This window comes from Providencia rettgeri (assembly GCF_013702265.1).
Taxonomy (GTDB): Bacteria; Pseudomonadota; Gammaproteobacteria; order Enterobacterales; family Enterobacteriaceae; genus Providencia; species Providencia zhijiangensis.
In genome coordinates this window covers 1,962,208-1,984,778 of sequence record NZ_CP059348.1, presented here as the reverse complement: position 1 = coordinate 1,984,778, position 22,571 = coordinate 1,962,208, and the positions used below count along the sequence as shown (strand labels likewise).

Annotated in this window: 21 protein-coding genes; 7 read left to right on the top strand and 14 right to left on the bottom strand. The window is 42.1% G+C overall.

The window, feature by feature from the left end; translation table 11 throughout:
* Positions 1-570 precede the first annotated feature (570 nt).
* Both pdxK and H0913_RS09135 read left to right on the top strand, forming a co-directional pair.
* The gene (gene pdxK / locus H0913_RS09140) at positions 571-1,419 is read left to right on the top strand and encodes a pyridoxine/pyridoxal/pyridoxamine kinase (RefSeq protein WP_181478607.1); all 849 of its coding nucleotides are present in this window, start codon (positions 571-573) and stop codon (positions 1,417-1,419) included.
* A 77-nt stretch (positions 1,420-1,496) separates the two neighbouring features.
* A complete protein-coding gene (locus H0913_RS09135; protein WP_181478605.1) occupies positions 1,497-1,805 on the top strand; it encodes a hypothetical protein in 309 nt (102 codons plus the stop codon).
* Positions 1,806-1,866: 61 nt separating this feature from the next.
* Here H0913_RS09135 and zwf read toward each other — a convergent pair whose 3' ends face one another.
* Positions 1,867-3,342: a glucose-6-phosphate dehydrogenase gene (zwf, locus tag H0913_RS09130; protein ID WP_154638197.1), complete on the bottom strand. Its 1,476-nt coding sequence runs from the start codon at positions 3,340-3,342 to the stop codon at positions 1,867-1,869.
* A 459-nt stretch (positions 3,343-3,801) separates the two neighbouring features.
* Between zwf and H0913_RS09125 the strand changes: the two genes are divergently transcribed.
* Entirely contained in the window at positions 3,802-4,647 is an 846-nt protein-coding gene (locus H0913_RS09125; RefSeq protein WP_154626743.1) for a MurR/RpiR family transcriptional regulator, read from the top strand.
* A gap of 200 nt (positions 4,648-4,847) precedes the next feature.
* On the top strand, positions 4,848-6,290 hold the full coding sequence (gene pyk, locus H0913_RS09120; protein ID WP_036948247.1) for a pyruvate kinase: 1,443 nt from the start codon (positions 4,848-4,850) through the stop codon (positions 6,288-6,290).
* Between the two features lie 74 nt (positions 6,291-6,364).
* Here the strand turns inward: pyk and H0913_RS18885 are convergent, their stop codons facing one another.
* The 8 genes from H0913_RS18885 to znuA all read right to left on the bottom strand — a co-directional run bounded on the left by H0913_RS18885 (position 6,365) and on the right by znuA (position 15,822).
* Positions 6,365-7,387, bottom strand: coding sequence for a fimbrial protein (locus tag H0913_RS18885; RefSeq protein WP_181478603.1), 1,023 nt, complete (start codon positions 7,385-7,387; stop codon positions 6,365-6,367).
* An 8-nt stretch (positions 7,388-7,395) separates the two neighbouring features.
* A complete protein-coding gene (locus tag H0913_RS09110) occupies positions 7,396-9,909 on the bottom strand; it encodes a fimbria/pilus outer membrane usher protein (RefSeq protein ID WP_181478601.1) in 2,514 nt (837 codons plus the stop codon).
* Positions 9,910-9,912: 3 nt separating this feature from the next.
* On the bottom strand, positions 9,913-10,710 hold the full coding sequence (locus tag H0913_RS09105; RefSeq protein WP_154603897.1) for a molecular chaperone: 798 nt from the start codon (positions 10,708-10,710) through the stop codon (positions 9,913-9,915).
* Positions 10,628-11,149 carry a fimbrial protein gene (locus H0913_RS09100; protein WP_154603898.1) on the bottom strand — a complete coding sequence of 174 codons (522 nt, stop codon included), beginning with the start codon at positions 11,147-11,149 and terminating at the stop codon, positions 10,628-10,630. The genes H0913_RS09105 and H0913_RS09100 overlap by 83 nt, the downstream gene beginning before the upstream one ends.
* A gap of 186 nt (positions 11,150-11,335) precedes the next feature.
* Complete coding sequence (locus tag H0913_RS09095; RefSeq protein WP_154603899.1) at positions 11,336-12,193, bottom strand: LysR family transcriptional regulator; 858 nt, start codon at positions 12,191-12,193, stop codon at positions 11,336-11,338.
* A gap of 222 nt (positions 12,194-12,415) precedes the next feature.
* Positions 12,416-13,390: a lauroyl-Kdo(2)-lipid IV(A) myristoyltransferase gene (gene lpxM / locus H0913_RS09090; RefSeq protein WP_181478599.1), complete on the bottom strand. Its 975-nt coding sequence runs from the start codon at positions 13,388-13,390 to the stop codon at positions 12,416-12,418.
* A gap of 117 nt (positions 13,391-13,507) precedes the next feature.
* The gene (mepM, locus tag H0913_RS09085; protein WP_154603901.1) at positions 13,508-14,833 is read right to left on the bottom strand and encodes a murein DD-endopeptidase MepM; all 1,326 of its coding nucleotides are present in this window, start codon (positions 14,831-14,833) and stop codon (positions 13,508-13,510) included.
* A 29-nt stretch (positions 14,834-14,862) separates the two neighbouring features.
* Positions 14,863-15,822 carry a zinc ABC transporter substrate-binding protein ZnuA gene (gene znuA / locus H0913_RS09080; RefSeq protein WP_154638203.1) on the bottom strand — a complete coding sequence of 320 codons (960 nt, stop codon included), beginning with the start codon at positions 15,820-15,822 and terminating at the stop codon, positions 14,863-14,865.
* Positions 15,823-15,894: 72 nt separating this feature from the next.
* On the opposite strand from znuA, the gene znuC reads away from it, so the two are divergent.
* Positions 15,895-16,662 (top strand): zinc ABC transporter ATP-binding protein ZnuC, encoded by a 768-nt coding sequence (gene znuC, locus H0913_RS09075; protein WP_154603903.1) that lies wholly within the window; start codon positions 15,895-15,897, stop codon positions 16,660-16,662.
* On the top strand, positions 16,655-17,440 hold the full coding sequence (znuB, locus tag H0913_RS09070; protein WP_036948270.1) for a zinc ABC transporter permease subunit ZnuB: 786 nt from the start codon (positions 16,655-16,657) through the stop codon (positions 17,438-17,440). Before znuC ends, znuB begins: the two co-directional genes overlap by 8 nt.
* Positions 17,441-17,533: 93 nt before the next feature.
* On the opposite strand, the gene H0913_RS09065 is transcribed toward znuB, so the two are convergent.
* Positions 17,534-17,893, bottom strand: a complete 360-nt coding sequence (locus H0913_RS09065; protein ID WP_181478597.1) for a hypothetical protein — start codon at positions 17,891-17,893, stop codon at positions 17,534-17,536.
* An 82-nt stretch (positions 17,894-17,975) separates the two neighbouring features.
* Here H0913_RS09065 and H0913_RS09060 point away from each other — a divergent pair, with 82 nt between their 5' ends.
* Entirely contained in the window at positions 17,976-18,956 is a 981-nt protein-coding gene (locus tag H0913_RS09060) for an IS5-like element ISEc68 family transposase (protein WP_000082736.1), read from the top strand.
* A 389-nt stretch (positions 18,957-19,345) separates the two neighbouring features.
* On the opposite strand, the gene ruvB is transcribed toward H0913_RS09060, so the two are convergent.
* The 4 genes from ruvB to H0913_RS09040 all read right to left on the bottom strand — a co-directional run bounded on the left by ruvB (position 19,346) and on the right by H0913_RS09040 (position 22,565).
* Positions 19,346-20,356, bottom strand: a complete 1,011-nt coding sequence (ruvB, locus tag H0913_RS09055; protein ID WP_036948275.1) for a Holliday junction branch migration DNA helicase RuvB — start codon at positions 20,354-20,356, stop codon at positions 19,346-19,348.
* Between the two features lie 16 nt (positions 20,357-20,372).
* Positions 20,373-20,990 (bottom strand): Holliday junction branch migration protein RuvA, encoded by a 618-nt coding sequence (ruvA, locus tag H0913_RS09050; RefSeq protein ID WP_006659946.1) that lies wholly within the window; start codon positions 20,988-20,990, stop codon positions 20,373-20,375.
* A gap of 84 nt (positions 20,991-21,074) precedes the next feature.
* Entirely contained in the window at positions 21,075-21,596 is a 522-nt protein-coding gene (gene ruvC / locus H0913_RS09045) for a crossover junction endodeoxyribonuclease RuvC (RefSeq protein WP_036948281.1), read from the bottom strand.
* 225 nt (positions 21,597-21,821) lie between these two features.
* On the bottom strand, positions 21,822-22,565 hold the full coding sequence (locus H0913_RS09040; RefSeq protein ID WP_154603904.1) for a YebC/PmpR family DNA-binding transcriptional regulator: 744 nt from the start codon (positions 22,563-22,565) through the stop codon (positions 21,822-21,824).
* Positions 22,566-22,571: the final 6 nt, after the last annotated feature.

The window sequence follows — 22,571 nt, the reverse complement described above, 5'->3', positions numbered from 1 at the left end:
GCTGTTTAAAATTCAAATAAAAACAAAAGAATGCTGATTTTATTCAGCGGATTGAATAATCTAGAAGGACGCTATAATGCGCCACACCAGTGATGCTCACTGGAAAGAATAGCGGAAAGGAAAAGCTTGTGTGTTGATCTTCTTTGGGACTTACTGATCTTTATGCTAGTCACGCTAAGCATGATATCTCATTCATTTCATCGGATGGACATCCATCCAAGTTACTCCGAACCCTCATATAATTGTTAGTTTCAAGCTATTTCTATCATGCCAAAATTATTAAGTCAATGAATGCAAACACTTTTTGAATTTGTCACATTTATGCATAAATATTCATTAATATGCTAAGCAATACAGTGGCAGCGTCTATTTTGCGAATAATTCCGTTATTTTTCTCGCATTTATTTTTAGAGGATCTAAGCAAAAAAATTTTTTATCACCCTTTTTTATGCTGTAACCATCCCATTCAATGTGAATTTTTTCGGTTACCATTGACAATCAACGCCAACACGCTTCTTATCGTGTTATCCGTTAGAAAATAGCAATAATGAACACCAATAAGAGAGAGTCATGGATACCTTTACGCTAACGTCAAATAGCTTTCAAAACGCCGCCGATGCCACCCCGCTTCCTTATGATGTCGTCTCCATTCAATCACAAGTTGTGTATGGCAGTGTAGGTAATAGCATCGCTGTGCCTGCATTGACCAAACAGGGATTACGCGTTGCTGCGGTTCCCACCGTTATTCTAAGCAACACACCCCACTATGCCACTTGTTATGGTGGCGAATTACCCGGTGAATGGTTTCGCGGTTATTTACAAGGCTTCGTTGAACGCGGCAGCTTAAACAGCGTTAAAGCCATTTTAACGGGTTATTTAGGTTCCCCAGATAAAGCTCACGACCTGGCAAATTGGCTTGCCTCTGTGCGCGAGAAACACCCTAAAATGCCTGTCATTGTCGATCCAGTCATGGGGGATGAAGATAGTGGCTTTTATATTCCTCCAGCGATTGCCGATGTTTATCGGCATGAAGTCATCCCACTCGCGACGGGAATTATCCCGAACAAATTTGAGCTTTCCACACTCAGCGGACAAGAGATCAATAATCTAGACGATGCCACCCGTGCAGCTCGCTCGTTGCTCAAAGGTCACACGCAGTGGGTCATCATTACGAGCGCTTTTCAACCTGATGAGGAAAGCATTGAAGTGGTCTGTGTAACGAAACAGGATGTCGCCGTTATTCGCCACAAACGTTACCCTGTAACACCCAAAGGCACTGGCGACCTATTCGGCGCTGAGCTTACCGCTCAATTATTGGCCGGGTTATCGGTTCCTGATGCGGCTAAAATGGCGTGTTTACGTATCGAGCAAGGTATTATTCATATGGCTGCGACAGGTCGAAGTGAGCTAGTGCTTTAAGATAACCCAAATTGAATGGTTACCTTGAGTCTACATCATGGTAACCATCACATTATTAAAGAGAAGCGTCATGAGTCATGGCAGACTCCGCATTCAATAAATGCATCACTAAAGGATTTACAATGCCAATCAGCGCTTTCTTTTCAAGATCAAAACCTGCAAAACATGTCCCTGTTGTATTTCATTCAACCATTAAACTCACCGATCCAAAAATCATAAAAGAAATAAATAGCTACCCTATGCTTAAAATAAAAAATTCATCGCTTTCATTTGAATTAACAGAAAAAAATAAAACTTTGTCATTTAGCCAACGTGAAATTCAATGGCTTGCAGAAATTTCTATCGCGGAAAGAATAAAAAAAGATAAAGAAGACAATATTAGCTAAAAAAATGGCGGGGATTATGCTTCCCCGCCATTTCATTATTCTATTTTATAAAGATAAAATATTACTCAAACTCATTCCACGAGCGACCATCACGAGCAATCATTGCTACTGAAGCAATTGGCCCCCAAGTTCCCGCTTGATACGGCTTAGGCGCGTCGTTATCCATTGCCCACGCCTCCATAATGGAATCGACCCACTTCCAAGCCTCTTCAACTTCATCACGGCGCACGAATAATGCCTGAATACCGCGCATGGCTTCTAATAATAAACGCTCGTAAGCATCCGCAAGATGCGTTTGGTTGAAGGTTTCGGAGAAGCTCAAGTCCAGTTTAGTGGTCTGTAAACGATGTTTATGATCCAAGCCTGGCGCCTTGTTCATAATTTCAATATCGATCCCTTCATCTGGCTGTAGACGAATGGTCAATTTGTTTTGTGGTAAATCTTGGTAGCTTTCAGAGAAAATATTCAGTGCTGGCTTTTTAAAATAGACCACAACTTCTGAACATTTTGCAGGTAAACGCTTACCCGTACGCAGGTAGAATGGGACGCCTGCCCAGCGCCAGTCATCAATATCCACACGTAAAGCCACAAAGGACTCTGTCTGGCTTTGCTTGTTGGCGCCTTCTTCTTCTAAGTAGCCTGGTACTTTCTTACCTTGCACAAAGCCCGCAGTATATTGACCGCGTACCGCTTTCTCACGCACGTTTGTGTGGTCAATGCGACGTAAAGAACGCAGCACTTTCACTTTTTCATCACGAATACGGTCAGTGGTTAAGTCTGCCGGCGGTGACATGGCAATCATCGTTAAGATCTGCAGCAAATGGTTTTGCACCATATCGCGCATCTGACCAGCTTGGTCAAAGTAACCCCAACGACCTTCGATACCGACTTCTTCTGCAACAGTGATCTGCACATGGTCAATGGTGCGATTATCCCAGTTATTGATAAACAGGGAGTTCGCAAAACGCAGCGCCAGTAAGTTTAAAACCGTTTCTTTACCCAGATAATGGTCAATTCGGTAAACTTGGCTTTCATCGAAGTATTTGGCAACTTCGTTGTTGATCTGCTGGGATGAGGCTAAGTCTGTACCTAATGGTTTTTCCATCACTACGCGGTTAGGTTGCTTGTTCAACCCTGCGTGACCCAGCCCCTGACACATTTCACCAAATGTACTTGGTGGCATCGCGAAGTAGTGGATGGCAGGTTGTTCGTCTTGTTTGAGCATATCCGCTAAACGAACGAAGTTATCGGTTTCACTGACATCTAAATTGCAGAAATCTAAGCGGGCGCTTAAACGCTCCCACAGCGCAGGATCTAGCTCTTCTTTCAAAAAGTCATTTAGGGCTTTTTGCACAAATTCTACATAATCGTTCCGTTCCCATTGGGCACGACCAACGCCGATAATACGAGTATCTGGATGGATATAACCTGCTTTTTCCAGTTGATACAGTGATGGAAGTAACTTGCGACGCGCTAGGTCACCTTTAGTGCCGAAAATAATCAGGTCACAAGCTTGAGCAGCATTATGTACCGCCATGTTGGTTCTCCTCAATCTGCGGAATTTAGAAACTATCTGATTAGAGCCCAGAGAAAATAAGGGGGTATTTCACTCTAATGAGATAGGTTCTGAGTGTCGTTTTTAATAAAAATACAATCGGTTGCCTGCTAATGTACCCGTTTGCTCCTGCTCAGTAAATATTGATGACGCTGGTCACAGTTTTTATGCTGAAAAATACAGCATACCCAGACATCAATAAAATTTTTTATCACTGAATGCTTCCAGCTTTGTTAGAAAATCACGGTTTATGTGGTGAGTTTACTAAGTTGAAAATTAGATACGGGTCATATTTTCGTAAAAAAGCCATTAGTTACGCTCAGTGTATAGATAGCTTACTATCAACACGTAGTATATTTTCAGTCATATCCGGATGTTAATGCCACCATACGCTGATGGCAGAAATATTTCTCCTTTTGCTGAAATAGGCACTTTTGCTATATGAATATTTTAGAACAAATGAAAACTAGCCTCGATTTTTTGAGTAAATCAGAAAAAAAAGTGGCGGAAGTCATTTTAAGTATGCCCCAAAGTGCTATTCATTTAAGTATCGCTGCATTGGCCCAATTGGCGGATGTCAGCGAGCCTACCGTCAACCGATTTTGCCGCAAAATGGAAACCAAAGGGTTTCCTGACTTTAAATTAAAACTGGCTCAAAATCTCGCTAATGGCACGCCTTACGTTAATCGCCATATCGAAGAGACAGACACCGTCAATACCTATACTCACAAGATTTTTGAATCCGCAATGGCCGGGTTAGACAATGTCAAACATACCCTCGATACTCATGCCATTAATCGTGCCGTTGATTTACTTACTCAAGCGCGAAAAATCAGCTTTTTTGGGTTTGGGGCTTCTGCGGCGGTTGCCCACGATGCGATGAATAAATTTTTCCGTTTTAATATTCCAGTCATATACTTTGATGATATTGTCATGCAACGCATGAGCTGCATCAATAGTAGTGAGGGGGATGTGATTGTGTTGATTTCTCACACAGGACGCACAAAAGCCTTAGTCGATATGGCGCAACTCGCTCGCCAGAATGATGCGACGGTCATCGCAATTACCTCTGAAGGTTCTCCTCTCGCCAAAGAAGCCAACTTATCGATTATTATTGATGTCCCTGAAGATACCGATATGTACATGCCAATGGTCTCTAGAATGGCACAGCTTGCCGTCATTGATGTATTAACCACTGGATTTACTTTGCGTAGAGGCGAAAAATTTAGAGATAACTTGAAACGGGTCAAAGAAGCGTTACGCGATTCGCGGTTTGATAATGTCTGAAAGATGGAAATGACAATGTTAAAAGAGGTTTCTTAATTCTACCGGGCCCAAAGAGTTTTTATTCTCCCGATGGCTTTAAGAAATTTGCTGTATATAATAGCTGTGCTCGTGTCAGCACCCCTATTTGCAGTAAATAGGTTTCGAAATGGAGTGAAATGGTTTCACTTATATTTGTACCATTACAGGTCACGGAGTAATACATGTCTAGACGGCTTAGAAGAACTAAAATTGTTACAACCCTTGGTCCAGCAACCGATCGTGATAATAATCTAGAAAAAATTATCAATGCTGGGGCTAACGTTGTTCGCCTGAACTTCTCTCACGGAACTCCTGAAGACCACATGGCTCGCGCAAATAAAGTGCGTGAGATTGCGGCTCGATTAGGGCGTCACGTCGCTATTCTTGGGGATCTACAAGGTCCGAAAATTCGTGTTTCTACTTTTAAAGACGGTAAAGTTTTCCTCAATGTTGGCGATAAATTCACGCTGGATGCTTCATTAGGTAAAGGTGAAGGCGACCAACATAAAGTGGGTATCGACTATAAAGGTCTTCCTGCTGACGTGGTACCTGGCGATATTCTCCTACTGGATGATGGTCGCGTGCAGTTAAAGGTTCGTGAAGTTCAAGGTTTGCAAGTCTTCACCGAAGTGACTGTCGGTGGACAACTTTCCAACAATAAAGGCATTAATAAACTCGGTGGTGGATTGTCCGCAGAAGCGCTGACAGAAAAAGACAAAGCCGACATTATTACCGCCGCTAAAATCAATGTGGATTTCTTGGCTGTCTCTTTCCCGCGTTCAGGTGAAGATCTAGATTATGCTCGCCGTTTAGCGCGTGATGCAGGCTGCGAATGCCAAATCGTCGCCAAAGTCGAACGTGCTGAAGCCGTTGCGACTGACGATATCATGGACGAAGTGATCCTTGCATCTGACGTTGTGATGGTTGCCCGTGGTGACTTAGGGGTTGAAATTGGTGACCCTGAACTGGTTGCCGTACAGAAGAAATTAATTCGTCGTTCTCGTCAGTTAAACCGCGTGGTGATCACGGCAACTCAAATGATGGAATCCATGATCACCAACCCAATGCCAACCCGTGCAGAAGTGATGGACGTGGCAAACGCTGTCTTAGACGGAACCGATGCAGTGATGCTATCCGCAGAAACCGCAGCAGGACAATACCCAGCGGAAACTGTCGCTGCCATGGCGCAAGTCTGTTTTGGTGCGGAAAAAATGCCGGGCCTGAATATTTCAAAACACCGTTTAGACGCTGAATTTGAAAGTTCCGAAGATGCGATTGCGATGTCAACCATGTATGCCGCCAATCACCTAAAAGGTGTTAAAGCGATCATTGCGATGACTGAATCAGGTCGTACCGCACGTATTATGTCGCGTATTAGCTCTGGCTTGCCAATTTTCGCGATGTCTCGCCATGAAAAAACATTGAACCAATGTTCTCTGTATCGTGGTGTCACCCCTGTATTTTGCAGCACGCATACTGATGGTATTGCAGCAGCAAGTGAAGCCATCGCACGTTTACGTGACAATGGCTACTTGATGGTCGGAGATACGGTTATCGTGACTCAAGGTGACCAAATGGGCACCATCGGCAGCACCAATACCTGCCGTATTTTAGTGGTTGAATGATAGCTTGGTAGTTGAATAATAGTTTAGTCGTTCAATTTTTAGAGGGAGCTTAGGCTCCCTTTTATTTTGTCATCTCAATGATATTGCAGATTAAATTGCAGCGTTCCATCTGCCTTTCCTCCGTGTGTTTTCTCTGCGGTTTGAATATAGGCCGCTTCTAACGGAATAACGTAGTGTTGCGCTTGATTTAAGCGGGAAACTTGCACCGTTTGATTCAGTTTAATGGGTTTTCCTTTGTGTTTAATTTGAATGCCAAAGCCTTTTGCAGTTTTCTGATGATTCGGATTATTGAGTGCAATCGTTCCACCTAATCCACTCGCATCAGCCATTCCCATAAAACGGATCTTTATTGGCGAGGATTCATCACATTCAAGCTCAATTTTGAATCGTTTACGGCTATTCGCAACTGTCATACCCACCCCATTGGCGCCTGACTTTTCCACCTGACCAAAGGCGACATTGACTACCCGATTTTTAACTTCACATCCATTAGCAATCACATTAATCGGTGACAACCAAATTTTTGGCTCAACATTTCCAAATGCATCCTGAGTAATAAACTTATCATTAAACACAATAAGCATCGCAGCGCTAGTCGATTGTAATAATTGAGAATTCACTTGAGGGCGGATTTTATAGAATGCGGCTTTCAAGGTAACACTGTAATTACCCCTTGATTCGCTGCTTGGACACAGCAAGCGATTCGCCGGATTTCCATCGCGGTTATTTTTACCATTCACATATCCTCTCGCTGAACAGGGGCTATTAACTGAACCGTGTAGTGCAAAGCCGATACCTGATAGGCCAATTTCCTTAATAGCGCCAACCCCTGCTATCTGATAATGATCATCAAAGATCCCGGGTAAATTAATTCCCACTCGCGTTGTCCCCGATTCATTCCACCATACCCATGGCGTATAGGTTCCCAGCTCTATCGTCGCAATGTGTGAGTTAACAGGCGCATTTTTAGGAACATACAACGCTTGAGATATCGGTACCGTGTAAGATGAAAATTCAGCTCGGTAGTCTGCGAGAATTCTTGGTGAGAACAGCAACATAATGGCGTAGATAGCGCTGGAGATAGCAAACTGTTTCATAAGCCCCCTTATTGGCAAGTCCCTTCGATAAATTGGATATTTGGATTGTTCAAATCAATCTGAAGAGGCAACTTGCACTGTTGCGTACGCGCTTCTCCCCACTTAACTTGAACAACGCTCTGCGCAGGAACCCCACTCAAATAAACTTCTCCGTCATTCGCGACAATGCCCGATGAGACGACATGCTGCTGTGCGAGAAGATTAACTTGGGTACCAAACATGAGTAACTGGTTATTTTTCTTCAATTTTAATACCACTCGCCCACCACGCTTCGCTTTGAGATCCACCAAAACAATTGCACCGCTTGTGGGAACAACTGTCGCTGAATTCAATTCCACATCATCATTACCCTTTAACGTAGCGGTATCCACACTCACTTTATTGCGCTCATAGCGCGTTAACATTGGGATCACCGCATACCCTTGCCCATTGGTATGCAGTGAAGGCACATTATTCACTTTCAAATGACCAATATCTTGAGCCTTAACCAGTCCAATAGCATCAGAAAACGCCCGTGAAGCAGTCACTCCATCTTGATGAAATAACAGTGACCCTGTCGCCGCCGCATGGGCAGATTGATATTCAGGAGCATAATCCCAACCCACCCCAAATTCACCGTAAGAGGCTAAGTAATTACCACGGATACCATGGCTGAATTGTCGATTTTTATGATGATATTGTTGAGTAATGTCGTATTGTAATTGATTGGCATTGAAGGCTGAGCCATTCAAGCTAACTGTACTTATTCCGCCGGCATTGCGGCTCGTGTTGTAGCTATAAACAGCCCAATACGCATTTTCTTTCCAACGAAATGGCATACTGCAATTAAAGGAGAACAACTTATCCACCCTATGGGGATTATTTTGTTCAGAATGAGAATAGGAAAAACTGTAATTAATAGATTTATACTGAGAGCCAAAACTGACCGTAAGGTTATTATCGGCCCCTGACTGTCCCCAATATTTTTGCTGATATCCATTAATGTTTAAAGAGCCCCATGTTCCTAAAGCTTGACTCAACGCAATCTGTAAACGTTGTTTCTTTGATAATCGTTCGATGCTTATGGTTTGAAAATAAGCATGACTTTCATCGGGCTCTAACGCGTATTGAGCGGATAAATTTAGTCCCGTCCCTGTATTTTGAATAACTTTAGTATATTGAAAACGGTAGGTTTGCTCAGTTACCTTTGAATATTGCTGCCAGTGTGATTGTGAGTATTTCATATCCAGTGAAATCCCCCCGAAATAACCTAAACTCACTCCAGTTCCTAAAACATAAACTTGTTCATTTTCTGAGATAAGCGCACCACCTAATAACGACACATTGCCATAATTTGCTAAATTGATTGGCAGACCATAGATCCCAGAGAATTGAATAAAATAAGGTTTTTGCGTCCCTTTATCTTCTCGATATTTTCCAAGTTCAATGCTGTATTTTAATGAACCTTCCCTTTGCATGATGGGAGCATTAGAAAAAGGTTGGGTAAATGTTCTTATTGAACCATTTGCTTCGGCGACCATAACCTGTAAATCGCCACTGAACGACGTTGGATAAAGGTCATTCAATATAAATTCCCCAGCAGGTACCGACGTTTGATAAATAATTTGACCATTTTGATGAACAGTGACCACCGCATTAGTATTTGCAACACCATTAACGACAGGAGCAAATCCACGGAGACTTTGCGGTAACATGCTTTCTTCCGACATTAGCTTGATACCACGATATTGAAAAACATCCATGATCCCGTTATCAGACGCTGTTTCTCCAATAATTAAATGACTTTTAAAATCACGAATATCCCGCTCTAAGAAGGTTTGCAAACTATGCAAAATAATCTTTTCATTCGTGTCATTGTAATAACTGTGATTACGCAGCCGCCAAGCTCCCCAATTGATTCCATTTCGTAAACCTACATAAATATTTTGTTGATTGTTCGAGCTTCCCCAAGCTCGGTTAAACCGCGCTGAATAGTTAATAAACATCCCGTTGATCCCATCGTCCCATTCGGCAGCATCAATATAGCCTCGGCTCGTCATTTCCATTGCAATTTGAGGAATACTAATATCCAATCGGCTTGAAAAAAAATCATGGTGAATGTCACTACCATCAATTGAGTGTTTAATATCTAAAATTTCATCGGCTGAGGAAATTTTGTTTTCTTGTAATAACATTGAAGGTTTAACACCCCATCTTATTAACTGATCTTTATTTATCTTGGGTTTTAGTTTTTTTTCTTCATCATCATAAATAAACTCAATTAACTCATCCGCAACTTTACTTCCATTAACATAAATATTGACCTGATAACGACCAGGAAGTTGCCCTTCCATTTTAGATAGGTAATTTAATAATGAAGGGTCAGATAACTGATTTCCAATCCCTGTATTAACTGCATTGATGTCAAATATTTCACTTGCGCAGAGGATTGACGGAAACCCAATTGATGAAAGAAATGTAATCTTAATAAAAATGATTTTCTTACTGTACAACCAGTTTTTGATTAAATGGTGTGTTTCCATACACTAGCTCTTGGTTATTTTCTTTTCCACAATAGCACCATAGTCATTGATAAATTCGACAGTAACTACATGCCCCTTATCCATTCTTCTTTTTAAGATATAATTATCTACCCATGGGTAGACCATTTTCGTTCCTTTTATACTCTCGCCATTAATTAAAATACTTTTAATTGATAAATGATATGGTGTTTTATTATTGATTTTCACTCCATCATTCTCTTTTGTTAAAATTATATTTTCAAAATTCAATGGCTCAATATCGTTTGAGCGCAGGAAAAGTTTAAATTGGGAGTTAATAATAATTTGAAGCTCATTTTCAATATTCTCATCCTTAGGAGGGATTGATTTTATATTTAATAAAAATATTTTCTCTTGATTAGATGAAAGAGGCTGACCTAAATACGCAATTCTTGCCGCTCCATAACTGTTTGGCTCAACACGAAATAAAGCAGGTGTTGCAATAAATGGCGCTTTAATATCCTCATTAAATCCTGTTACCCAACTTTGAATCAAAAAAGGTTTTTTTTCATTACTATTAAAAATTGGAATTGAAATTTCTCGTTTATTATCCATGTAAACAAAACGAGTTCCACCTACACTGATCCCAGATGCTGATGCTAAAGAAACAAAACAGAAAAAAAATAGCACAACTGAATAAATTATTTTCATATGAATGCCAACATAAAATAAATATGGGTGACAAACGTCACCCATCATATTATTGATATTGAATACTATAAACTGCACTACTATTCGCTTGCCCCGCCGTTGCGGCCCCCGTTGCTTTAAACGCTGCAACATACTCCAATTCTGCTGATTTTCCAGCTAAAGCAACCTCTTTGCTATCTTCATATAATTTGATCTGAGAAGTTGCATTTTTTTCATACAGGGCGATACCCACGTTTTTTGCTGTTCCAGCACCATGATGTAACGCCAGAATATCTTGGTCAACCGAATCTCGGTTTCCACCAAAATTAACGGTAACTTTGGTATCTTCAGGGCAATCCACGAGTTTAATTGTGAAATTCGTTAATCCAGCCATTTCTCCAGCGGAAGATAAACTTTTGGTGGAGACTCTACCAAGATCAACATTTAAGTTACGTGATTGACTGTCTACGGTACAAGCTTGCTCCGTTATTTCTCCCGTAAAATTAATCACGCCAGAAGCAAATACTGCTGGTGACATCGTGATAGCCAAAGTCAGTCCCAATAAAGTTAGGGATTTATTTAGAATATGCATAATATTTCCTATAAATAGAATGTATGTTTTTAAATTTATCTTTTAAAGACGAAATGTAATCTATATTTTCTGTTCGCCAGAAATATAGCACCACCATCCAATTAAGTTAATGAATGGTTATATTGAATTTTTTAAATTTAAATCAAAAATACTTATATGCTTTACAGAATAAATTTAAAATCAAAATTAATTAGTTCGGAAATCATTAAATAGGTAATTTATTATTATTTCATTGATTATTGGACTCTTGTTTTTATACATATAGAATTGATATTTTGAATTACCTATATCATTCTCAACTTCTTTTAGGATATTTTTCTCTATCAATTCATGAATGATATTTCTAGGGAACCAAGAGTAGCCAACTGAATTTCTAGCTAATTTAATTGCTGTTTCAGTATTTGCAACCTTAACAATTTGGTGACTCTGTATCTTATCTTGAAATGTAGAGGACAAAACAATGTGTGGTGTTTTTTCCAGTTTATGCCTAATTTTATCTTTCGTGCATCGCTGTAAATAATGATTTGGCTCTGTAACAAGAACTGCATCAACCTCTCCTAAAAAGATAGGATTTAATGAGCCAACATAATGATGAGATATCAATAAATCAAATTCTTTGGATGACAATATATCCTCCCGATTAAGTAGTGTTTTAGTTAATTCGACATCATAATCTTTTCTACTTTTTATTAGGCTCCCAATTTTATTTAATAGGTCATCGCTGCTATATAATGCATCTATGAAAATTTTTATTTTATTGTTTATTTTTTTATTTATTAATTTTGCGGCTATTTCTAATGCAATCGCTTTATTGGTTACTTCTCGTGATAATGTTAATAACGCTTCACCCTGTTCTGTTAATACGGCTCGTCGTTTTTCTACTACAAAGATTTCAATATCTAATATTTGTTCTAATTTACTAATGGTATAACTAATCGAAGATTGTGTTTTATGCAATACTTCGGCTGCTTGTGCGAACCCGCCATAATCGACTACAGCTTGTAAAGTTATCCACTGATCTAATGTTGTTTTCGTTTTATCCATAATTTTTCCAGCCCGTCATCTTCACTCGCTTTTATCTCGGGAAGAATATAACAATGCATTTAGAATATCACTCATCCTTTTTGGGTTTTTAGCATTATTTTAAAGTCACCTTTAAAATTAAATTTATTCCACAATTATATATACTGATAAACATATAATCCCCTAAAAAACAAAAGCCACGGATAATTATTACCGTGGCTTTTTATGATTCTGAAAAGAAATCTAGCGATATAAATCCTTTCGCTGGTAAGGTTCTATCTCACCTTCCTTGCGTGTTTTCAAGAGCTTAAGGATCCACGTATATTGCTCTGGATTAGGCTCAACCAAAAACTCTAACTCTTCATTCATTCGACGTGCAATATAGTTATCATCTTGCCCATCAATATCATCCATTGGTTCACGAACATAGATATGCAATTGATGATTAACGTGATCGTACACCGGAAATAAAGGAACAATTTTCGCTTTACACACTTTCATTAATCTACCGATAGCGGGTAAGGTCGCTTTGTATGTGCCAAAAAAATCAACAAACTCACTATGCTCTTCCCCATGATCTTGATCCGGTAGATAAAAACCCCAGTAACCTTGCCTGACCGATGCAATAAAAGGTTTAATTCCTGCTTCACGAGAATGAAGTCGCCCACCAAAATGGTAACGTGCTTTGTTCCATAAATAATCTGCAACAGGGTTTTTCTGGTGATGGAACATAGCAGCCATATTCTGTCCCATCGCCGCTAGTAGCATGGCAGGAGCATCTACGGCCCAGCCGTGAGGAACCATAAAAATCACATTGCTTTGCTGTTCCTGCAGTTGCTTAATAATCTGTTTGTTATGCCACTGCGTACGCGCTAATGTGCGCTCTGCGCCACGCACACACAGTTCAGCTAACATGACAAAAGACTGTGGTGCGGTTTCAAACATCCGGTCAACCAACTCTTCTCTTTGTTGCTCTTCCATATTAGGAAAGCAATAGAGTAAGTTAATTTTTGCCCGACGACGGGCGCTTTTCGCTAATCGTCCAACCCATTTGCCTATTTTTGCCAGCATAGGATCACGCACTTTTACAGGGATATAAGCAAGCGCAACAAAGAGGCCTGCACCTAGCCAAACGCCCCAATATTTAGGTAATAAATAGGATTTATGAAACGTTGGCACATAGCCCTTTTTGCTGTCGGTATCTTGTTCTTTATTCATGTTATACCCAAGAAATCACGGCTATTTTGATAACCAAAAATGAATGTGTAAGAGCATTACAAAAAAAACTGGCAGACACAAGTATCTGCCAGTTTTTGGATGAAGAAACTGAAATGGTTATTTCAATTTAAGCTGAGGTTTAGTCTCTTTAACCAGCTCTAAGTACTCTTTACGTTCTTTACCTGTTAAACCACCTGAGCTTGGTAATTTCGCAGTCAATGGGTTGACGGCTTGCTGGTTAACCCACATTTCGAAATGAAGATGAGGCCCTGTAGAACGTCCAGTATTACCTGATAATGCAATGCGATCACCACGCTTCACTTTTTGCCCTGGTTTCACCAGCAATTGACGTAAATGCATATAACGCGTGGTGTATTGGCGACCATGGCGAATAGCAATAAAGTTTCCTGCTGCACCGCTGTATTTCGCCACAATCACTTCGCCATCGCCAACCGCTAATACCGGCGTACCCACTGGCATTGAGAAGTCGACCCCTTTATGTGGTGCAACTCGCCCCGTTACCGGGTTAACACGACGTGGATTGAAGTGCGATGAAACTCTGAACTGCTTAACCGTTGGAAAACGCAAGAAACCGCGTTCTAAACCATTACCTTCACTGTCATAATAACGACCATCTTCAGCACGGAAAGCGTAGTAATTTTTACCACCAGACTGTAAACGCACACCAACTAGTTGACTCTGTTCATGAGTCCCATTGAGCATCTCGCGGCCCATTAAAACGGTAAACTTATCGCCTTTTTTCAGCTTGTTAAAGTCCACCTGCCACTGTAATGCTTTGGTAACTTCACGGCCTTCTGTACGAGTTAAGCCCGCTTTCTTTGTGCTTTGAGCAAACGTTCCGTCGATAGAACCGGTCATCACGCTGTTTGTCCAATCGCCTTTACGGATCTCTTTCACTTCTTCAAATTTGTTGGTTGCCCCAACACGTTTGAAGATACGCGTTTCACGGCGAGAAACATCCCATGTTAAGGACTCTAATTCGCCGTCCGTATTCAATGTCCAGCTAAGGGTTTGACCGATTTTTAAATTACGTAATGATTTATGTTGGTTTGAAAGTGTCGCAACATCACCAGCTTCAATACCAAACTGGGTCAAAATAGACGATAAATTATCGCCACTTGAGACAACATATTCATGTGCGAGCGGTGTACCATCCGCATCTGATGCATCGGTGTCGCTGTCTGCAACGCCTTCATCGGGTAACTGTTCGCTACTATCTTGAATTAAATCATCACCTTCTGCCTCAATTGCAGATTGAGAAAAAGGAATGACGGTATCAGGAGAACTGTCACTTTCATACGTGGTAGGGATATGTACAGGCCGCCAAATCGCGACGGCCATGGTAGCGACGGTGAGCGTGCTCAACACAATTTTATGGGTCTTGGACAAGCCGTTAAATGCCTGCACAATACCACTTGCCATTTGCTGCACTTTAAACTATTCCTCTATGCTTAATTCAGGCAGCTTGCGTATTGTTCTGATAATTGAGTCAGAAACTTCATGTAGCTATCTGGTCCAATTGCCAGCCCACTACCGAGTGGGTCGAGAGTACCCATCTTGACTCCCGTATTTTTCGCTACGCTTTCAATAACCGCAGGTCTGAATTGTGGCTCAGCAAAAACGCATTGCGCTTTATGCTCAACCAGTTGTGTTCGTATTTGATGCAATTTTTGGGCACCGGGCTGAATCTCAGGGTTTATCGTAAAATGCCCTAATGGAGCGAGCTGATAGTGTTTTTCAAAGTAGCCATAAGCATCGTGAAAAACAAAATACCCTTTATTTTGAGCCGGCTTTAAAATACTAGCAATTTTCTTATTGTTTTGCGCCATGTTTTCTTTGAATTTACGAAGGTTTACGTCCAGCTTATCTTTCTGATCAGGATAAAGCTCTACTAAACGCGCGTAAATATCATCGGCTGCCAAATTTGCAATATCTGGGGACAACCAGATGTGCATATTATACTCACCATGGTGATGATGTTCGTGATCCGCATCATGATTAGGTTCATCGGCATGTTGATGGCTATCTTCCTCCTCGTGGTTTTCGGCCATTAATAAGTTATGAATATTTTTCTGCTCAGCCAATGCCAGACGTTTATTCTGGTCTAACACATTGATTGGCTTCTCTAAAAACATTTCTAATTCAGGTCCAACCCAAACAAATAAATCAGCCTGTTTTATCTTTTTTAAATCCGATGGTTTCAGTGCATAATCATGTGGCGAAGCACCATCTGGAAGTAAAACTTGTGTATCAGTGACACCATCAGCGATCCCCGCAGCAATGAAGGCTAAAGGTCGAATCGATGTAACGACATCAGCGTTGGCCATTGGTAACATTGATGCGGTTAAAACTGAGGCTAACGTAGCTTTGCAGATGAATTTACGGGTAATAAGTTTCGATTTGTGTATCATGAACATTTTCCGTGATCTTAAAATTGAAATGTTATAATATAACACAACTTGATTTCTGCAAGATGTTTTCATATGCAACCACTACTATCTTTAAATAAAATCTCAGTCTCATTTGGCGATAAACCCGTATTAAAGGATGTCACTTTTGCACTTAACAAAGGTGATATCGTGACGTTATTGGGGCCTAATGGTGCTGGTAAATCCACGATTGTTCGCGTGGTATTGGGGCTATTAGCGCCCACATCAGGCACTATCAGCAGAGCCTCGTCACTCTCTATTGGCTATGTTCCACAAAAACTGCATTTAGATACCACCCTACCTCTAACCGTGAAGCGGTTTATGATGTTAAAGCAAGGTGTCCGCACGGAGCATTTATTACCCGCTCTCGAACGGGTTAAAGCCACGCATCTTATTGATCAGCCAATGCAAAAACTCTCGGGTGGTGAAACCCAGCGCGTTCTGCTTGCGCGTGCATTACTCAATAAACCTGATTTGTTGGTTCTCGATGAACCCGCTCAAGGCGTCGATATTAATGGTCAAGTTGCGTTGTATGACTTAATCAATCAATTGAGAACTGAACTCGGTTGCGCGGTTCTCATGGTCTCTCACGACCTGCATTTAGTGATGGCAAAAACGGACCAAGTTTTATGTATCAACGGGCATATTTGTTGCTCTGGTACCCCTGATGTTGTCTCTAACCACCCAGAATTTGTCGCTATGTTTGGCTATCGAGGCGCACAGCAACTAGGTGTTTACCGTCATCAACACAATCACCAACATGACTTAGAAGGTAATGTGATCTCATCCCACCAACATAGCAAGGATTGCCACCATGATTGAGTTACTGCTACCTGGGTGGATTGCAGGTATGTTACTCGCGATTGCTGCAGGCCCTTTAGGTTCCTTTGTGGTTTGGCGACGTATGTCCTATTTTGGGGATACCCTCGCCCACGCATCTTTGCTAGGTGTTGCCTTCGGTTTGCTACTAAACATTAATCCCTTTTACGCCGTGATCGCAGTGACTTTATTATTGGCCCTGATCCTCGTGTGGCTGGAAAAACGTCCTCAACTCGCCGTGGATACGTTACTCGGCATCATGGCTCACAGCTCTCTCTCTTTAGGGCTGGTTGTTGTCAGCCTAATGGCAAATGTCCGCGTTGACCTAATGGCTTACTTATTTGGCGATTTGTTATCAGTAACATACGAAGATATTATAACGATTTTAATTGGCGTGGTTGTTGTTTGTGGGTTGCTTTTTTATCGATGGCGGGCGCTTTTATCGATGACAGTTAGCTCAGAGCTAGCTTTTGTGGATGGAATTAATCTCCAACGCTCTCGCTTATTGTTGATGATGGTCACGGCGTTAACTATCGGGATAGCAATGAAATTTGTTGGTGCGCTGATCATTACCTCTTTGCTGATCATTCCCGCTGCTACTGCTCGACGTTTTGCAAAAACACCAGAACAAATGGCGCTCACAGCCATTGGTATTGGTATGGTTTCCGTTACTGGCGGATTAACCCTATCAGCATTTTACGATACTCCTGCAGGCCCATCCGTTGTACTAACTTCTGCCATTTTATTTATTCTAAGTTTGTGCGTAAAAACGAAAAACTAGTTGTATAAAAAATGCCTGAATAAAACCGTATCTAGGTAAAAACAAATAGAAAACCCGCTTTATGCGGGTTCCAATAAAATTCAATAATACGTATTATTTAGCATTCTTTTTATCATTATTCGCGGGGGTTTCTACATCACCGACACTATCGTTTATGAATCCACCGACACAATCCATAAATTGATTAACTTTTAGTTTAAATCCTTCATCGGAATATTTTGGATCATTTAACTTATCTTTTGGAACATTCACGTTTAAGTCCCCATGAAATTTCTTGTTTAAGTCAATTTCACCCTCGATACTCACCCAATATGTTGATCCCTCAGGTAGATATCGAGAACAACTTTCAATGGTTTCCTTATTGGTAATAGCTTTGGTATTTTTTGTGCAACCAGAAACAACCGTCGCAAATAAGAGTGCTGTGAGCGCAAATGTGTAAGAAGATTTATTCATGTGACCTATCCTAAGGAAGGTGCGAATAAGTCCGAGATGTGAGATCATCGTATTGTAACCTGAACCCAGAATGAGTAACCGGATGAGCCAGCAACTGACTTTTGCCGATAGTGAGTTTTCCAGTAAACGCCGCCAGACCCGCAAAGAAGTTTTCCTTGGCAGAATGGATGACTTGCTTCCCTGGGACAAATTACTTGGCGTTATCGAGCCTGTGTATCCCAAGGCCGGTAATGGTCGCAGGCCCTATCCGCTGGAAACCATGCTGCGTATTCACTGCATGCAGCAATGGTACAACCTGAGCGATGAGGCCATGGAAGATGCCCTCTATGAAATCGCCTCCATGCGCCAATTTGCTCGCCTGTCACTGGATAAAGCCATTCCAGACCGCACTACCATCATGAATTTCCGGCATTTGCTGGAGCAGCATGAACTGGCCCGCAAAATCTTCAGTACCGTTAATCACTGGCTAGCAGAGTGTGGCGTTCTAATGACCCAGGGCACCTTGGTGGATGCCACCATCATTCAAGCCCCCAGCTCTACCAAAAACAAACACAACAGCCGTGATGAAGACATGCACCAGACCAAGAAAGGTAACCAGTGGTACTTCGGCATGAAAGCGCACATTGGCGTGGACGCCAAAAGTGGCCTGACCCACAGTCTGGTGACCACGGCGGCTAACGAGCACGACCTCAATCAGGTTGGCAAGTTACTGCATGGCGATGAAGAGTTTATCTCAGCCGATGCTGGTTATCAGGGGGCCGAAAAGCGCGATGAGCTCAGCGATGTCAGCGCAGACTGGCTTATCGCCAAGCGTCCCGGCAAAGTGAATGCATTGAAGCAACACCCGCGCAAGAACAAGCTGGCCATCCGTTACGAATACCTGAAAGCGAGTATCCGAGCGAAGGTTGAGCATCCATTTCGGATAGTAAAATGTCAGTTTGGTTTCGTCAAAGCCAGGTACAAGGGGCTGGCTAAAAATGACAGTCAACTGGCGATGTTATTCACCCTGGCGAACCTGGTTCGAGTTGACCAATTGATACGGGCACAGGCGAGATCTACCTGAAATGAGGAAATTGGCCTGAAACAGGGCCAAAATCAGCCACGAAGAGACGATTTTGGGCTGAAAATTGGAAAATTGAGCCACAGGACGTCGATAAAGGACGGTTTGGGGCGTCATATCGGGAGCTGCGGACCACTTAATCGCAGCTTCCCTAATATACGAAAAAACACCACATGGTAATAAAAATCATTATCATTGTCTGTGTTTTTAAAATTTACTATATATATTCTCAATACCATTTCGCTGAATAAATAATGATAATTTCGCAATTTAGTGAAATATAGATACAAAAAAACCCAGTAATTGTGGCTAAATTGCTGGGTTCATTTCATTTGAAATACGTATGATATTATTTAAATAATACGCATATATATCAATCAAGCGTTTAAAAGCTAGACTTCTTTCGGCGTTAATCCAAAATGAGAATAAGCGTGGGCCGTTGCCATACGCCCTCTAGGCGTTCGCTGGATAAACCCTTGCTGAATAAGATAAGGTTCAAGCACATCTTCGATGGTCTCGCGCTCCTCGCCAATCGCAGCGGCAAGGTTATCAACACCCACCGGCCCCCCCATAAACTTATCGATGATGGCCACCAGCAGTTTACGGTCAAGATAGTCAAAGCCTGCCGCATCCACATTCAACATATCCAGCGCTTGGCTCGCAATCAACTCATCAATACTGCCATTGCCTTTTACTTGAGCAAAGTCACGCACACGACGTAATAAGCGGTTAGTGATCCGAGGCGTACCTCGAGAGCGCATCGCGACCTGCAATGCCCCTTCTTCGGTGATATCCAGTCCCATATACTGAGCACTACGCTTCACGATATGTTGCAAATCATCAACTTGGTAAAATTCTAAGCGCTGTACGATCCCAAAGCGGTCACGCAGCGGAGAAGTTAAGGAACCAGCCCGCGTAGTAGCGCCAATTAACGTGAATGGCGGTAAATCGATTTTAATGGAACGTGCCGCAGGGCCTTCACCAATCATAATATCCAATTGGTAATCTTCCATGGCAGGATACAAAATTTCTTCAACTACTGGCGAAAGGCGATGAATTTCATCAATAAACAGGACATCGTGAGGTTCAAGGTTAGTCAGCATGGCTGCCAAATCCCCTGCTTTTTCTAATACAGGCCCTGACGTTGTCCGCAAATTAACGCCAAGCTCATTGGCGACAATACCCGCTAAGGTGGTTTTTCCTAACCCTGGAGGCCCAAAAATTAATAGATGATCAAGCGCATCACCCCGCATTTTGGCTGCCTGAATAAATATTTCCATTTGATGCTTAACTTGCGGCTGCCCAATATACTCATCCAGTAATTTAGGGCGGATCGCGCGATCAATGGCTTCTTCTTCAGAATGCAACACTTCAGCAGTAATTAGGCGATCAGCTTCAATCATCGTATTAATCTCTCAATTAAAGTGCTGCGCGTAAGGCATCACGGATCAGGGTTTCAGAATCGCTATCAGGTTTCGCGACTTTACTCACCATACGGCTAGCTTCTTGCGGTTTATATCCCAGCGCAATCAAGGCAGCAGCTGCTTCGGCTTCAATATCTGCTTGGCTTGGCCCTTGGCTCTTCACGCTTGGTAAATCAATATCGCTCACTGAGTTGAAAAGATCCCCATTCAAGCCTTTGAAGCGGTCTTTCATTTCGACCACTAAACGCTCGGCAGTTTTCTTGCCAATACCCGGTAGTTTCACCAGAGAGGAAATCGCTTCTTGCTCAATGGCAGACACAAATTGCTGAGCGGACATACCCGATAAAATCGCGAGTGCCAGTTTAGGGCCGACACCATTAACTTTAATCAGCTCTTTAAATAGTGCACGTTCTTGCTTGTCATTGAAGCCATACAGCAATTGCGCGTCTTCTCGCACTACAAAGTGGGTAAAAACTATGGCTTCTTGGCCAATTTCAGGTAATTCATAGAAACAGGTCATTGGCATATGAACTTCATAGCCAACACCTTGTAGCTCAAGTAACACAATGGGTGGTTGCTTTTCTAACACGATGCCACGTAAACGACCTATCACACTGAACCCCTTTAATTTGATTAGCGTCTTAAATTTTGACTCTGCTGTTTATACCACAAAAAATGCTGGATGCATATCCAGCCCTCATCTTAATCTTCCGCGGGTTAACACTAAACGCGGATCCCCCACTTTCAGTAGGTTTTGATTAAAATGACAATGCGTGATAGCAATTGCCAGCGCATCTGCGGCATCCGCTTGGGGGCTAGCCGATAATTTTAGGATAGATTTCACCATATGTTGAACTTGGCTTTTTTCTGCCGCGCCCGTTCCCACAACGGTTTGTTTGACTTGGCGAGCCGCATATTCAAAAACGGGAATATTTTGGTTTGCTGCCGCGACAATCGCCACACCACGTGCCTGCCCCAACTTTAGTGCTGAGTCCGCATTCTTCGCCATAAAGACTTGTTCAATGGATAAAACATCAGGTTGGTACTGGGTGATAATTTCCGAGACTCCCGCATAAATACGCTGCAGACGGCTTGGTAAATCATCAACTTGAGTGCGAATACACCCACTTCCGAGATAGAGTAATTGCCTACCTTGTTGGCGAATAACACCGTATCCTGTGATCCGTGAACCAGGGTCGATACCCAGAATAATCGCCATATAAAACCTATAGTTGCCCTTTATTAATTTTCATATCATCTTATCCCCATCTAATGACAGCCACAATGGCAACAAGGGAATATCACGGTTTCCACCGCAATTTCAGTGTAAATAGCATTCCTGCCATCATAAATATAGCAAATAAAAGAAAAGGTGAAGATGGGAGAGGCGTTAGAGAAAACAGGCTGGACACAGCCCGCTTTCTCTACGCAGATATCGTCTTAATTACAGTTGCTCAGCAACCTCATCAGAGATATCACCGTTATGATAAACTTCCTGTACGTCGTCTGAATCTTCTAACATGTCGATCAGGCGCATTAATTTTGGTGCTGTTTCAACATCAAGTTCTGCCGTAATCGATGGGATCATAGAAACTTCAGCGGCTTCGCTAGTGAAACCAGCAGCATCTAGTGCGTCTTTAACAGCACCAAACGTTTCAAAGGTGGTGTAAACATCTATTGCACCATCATCGTAAGTTTCAACGTCGTCAGCACCAGCTTCCAGTGCTGCTTCCATCAGTGCATCTTCGTCCACACCCGGTGCGTAAGTGATCACGCCACGTTTGGTGAACAGGTAAGATACAGAACCATCAGTCCCTAAGTTACCGCCCGTTTTAGTAAACGCGTGGCGAACTTCGGATACGGTACGGTTACGGTTGTCACTTAAACATTCAACCATAACCGCTGTGCCGCCAGGACCGTAACCTTCATAAATGATGGTTTCCATATTATCGTTTTCATCATTACCCACACCACGCGCAATCGCACGGTTTAATGTGTCGCGGGTCATGTTGTTTGATAATGCTTTATCCACAGCAGCACGCAAACGTGGGTTAGTTGCGACATCGCCGCCGCCTAAACGTGCTGCAGTGACCAGCTCACGAATAATTTTAGTGAAAATCTTACCGCGTTTTGCGTCTTGCGCCGCTTTACGGTGTTTGGTGTTGGCCCATTTACTATGACCTGCCATGAAATA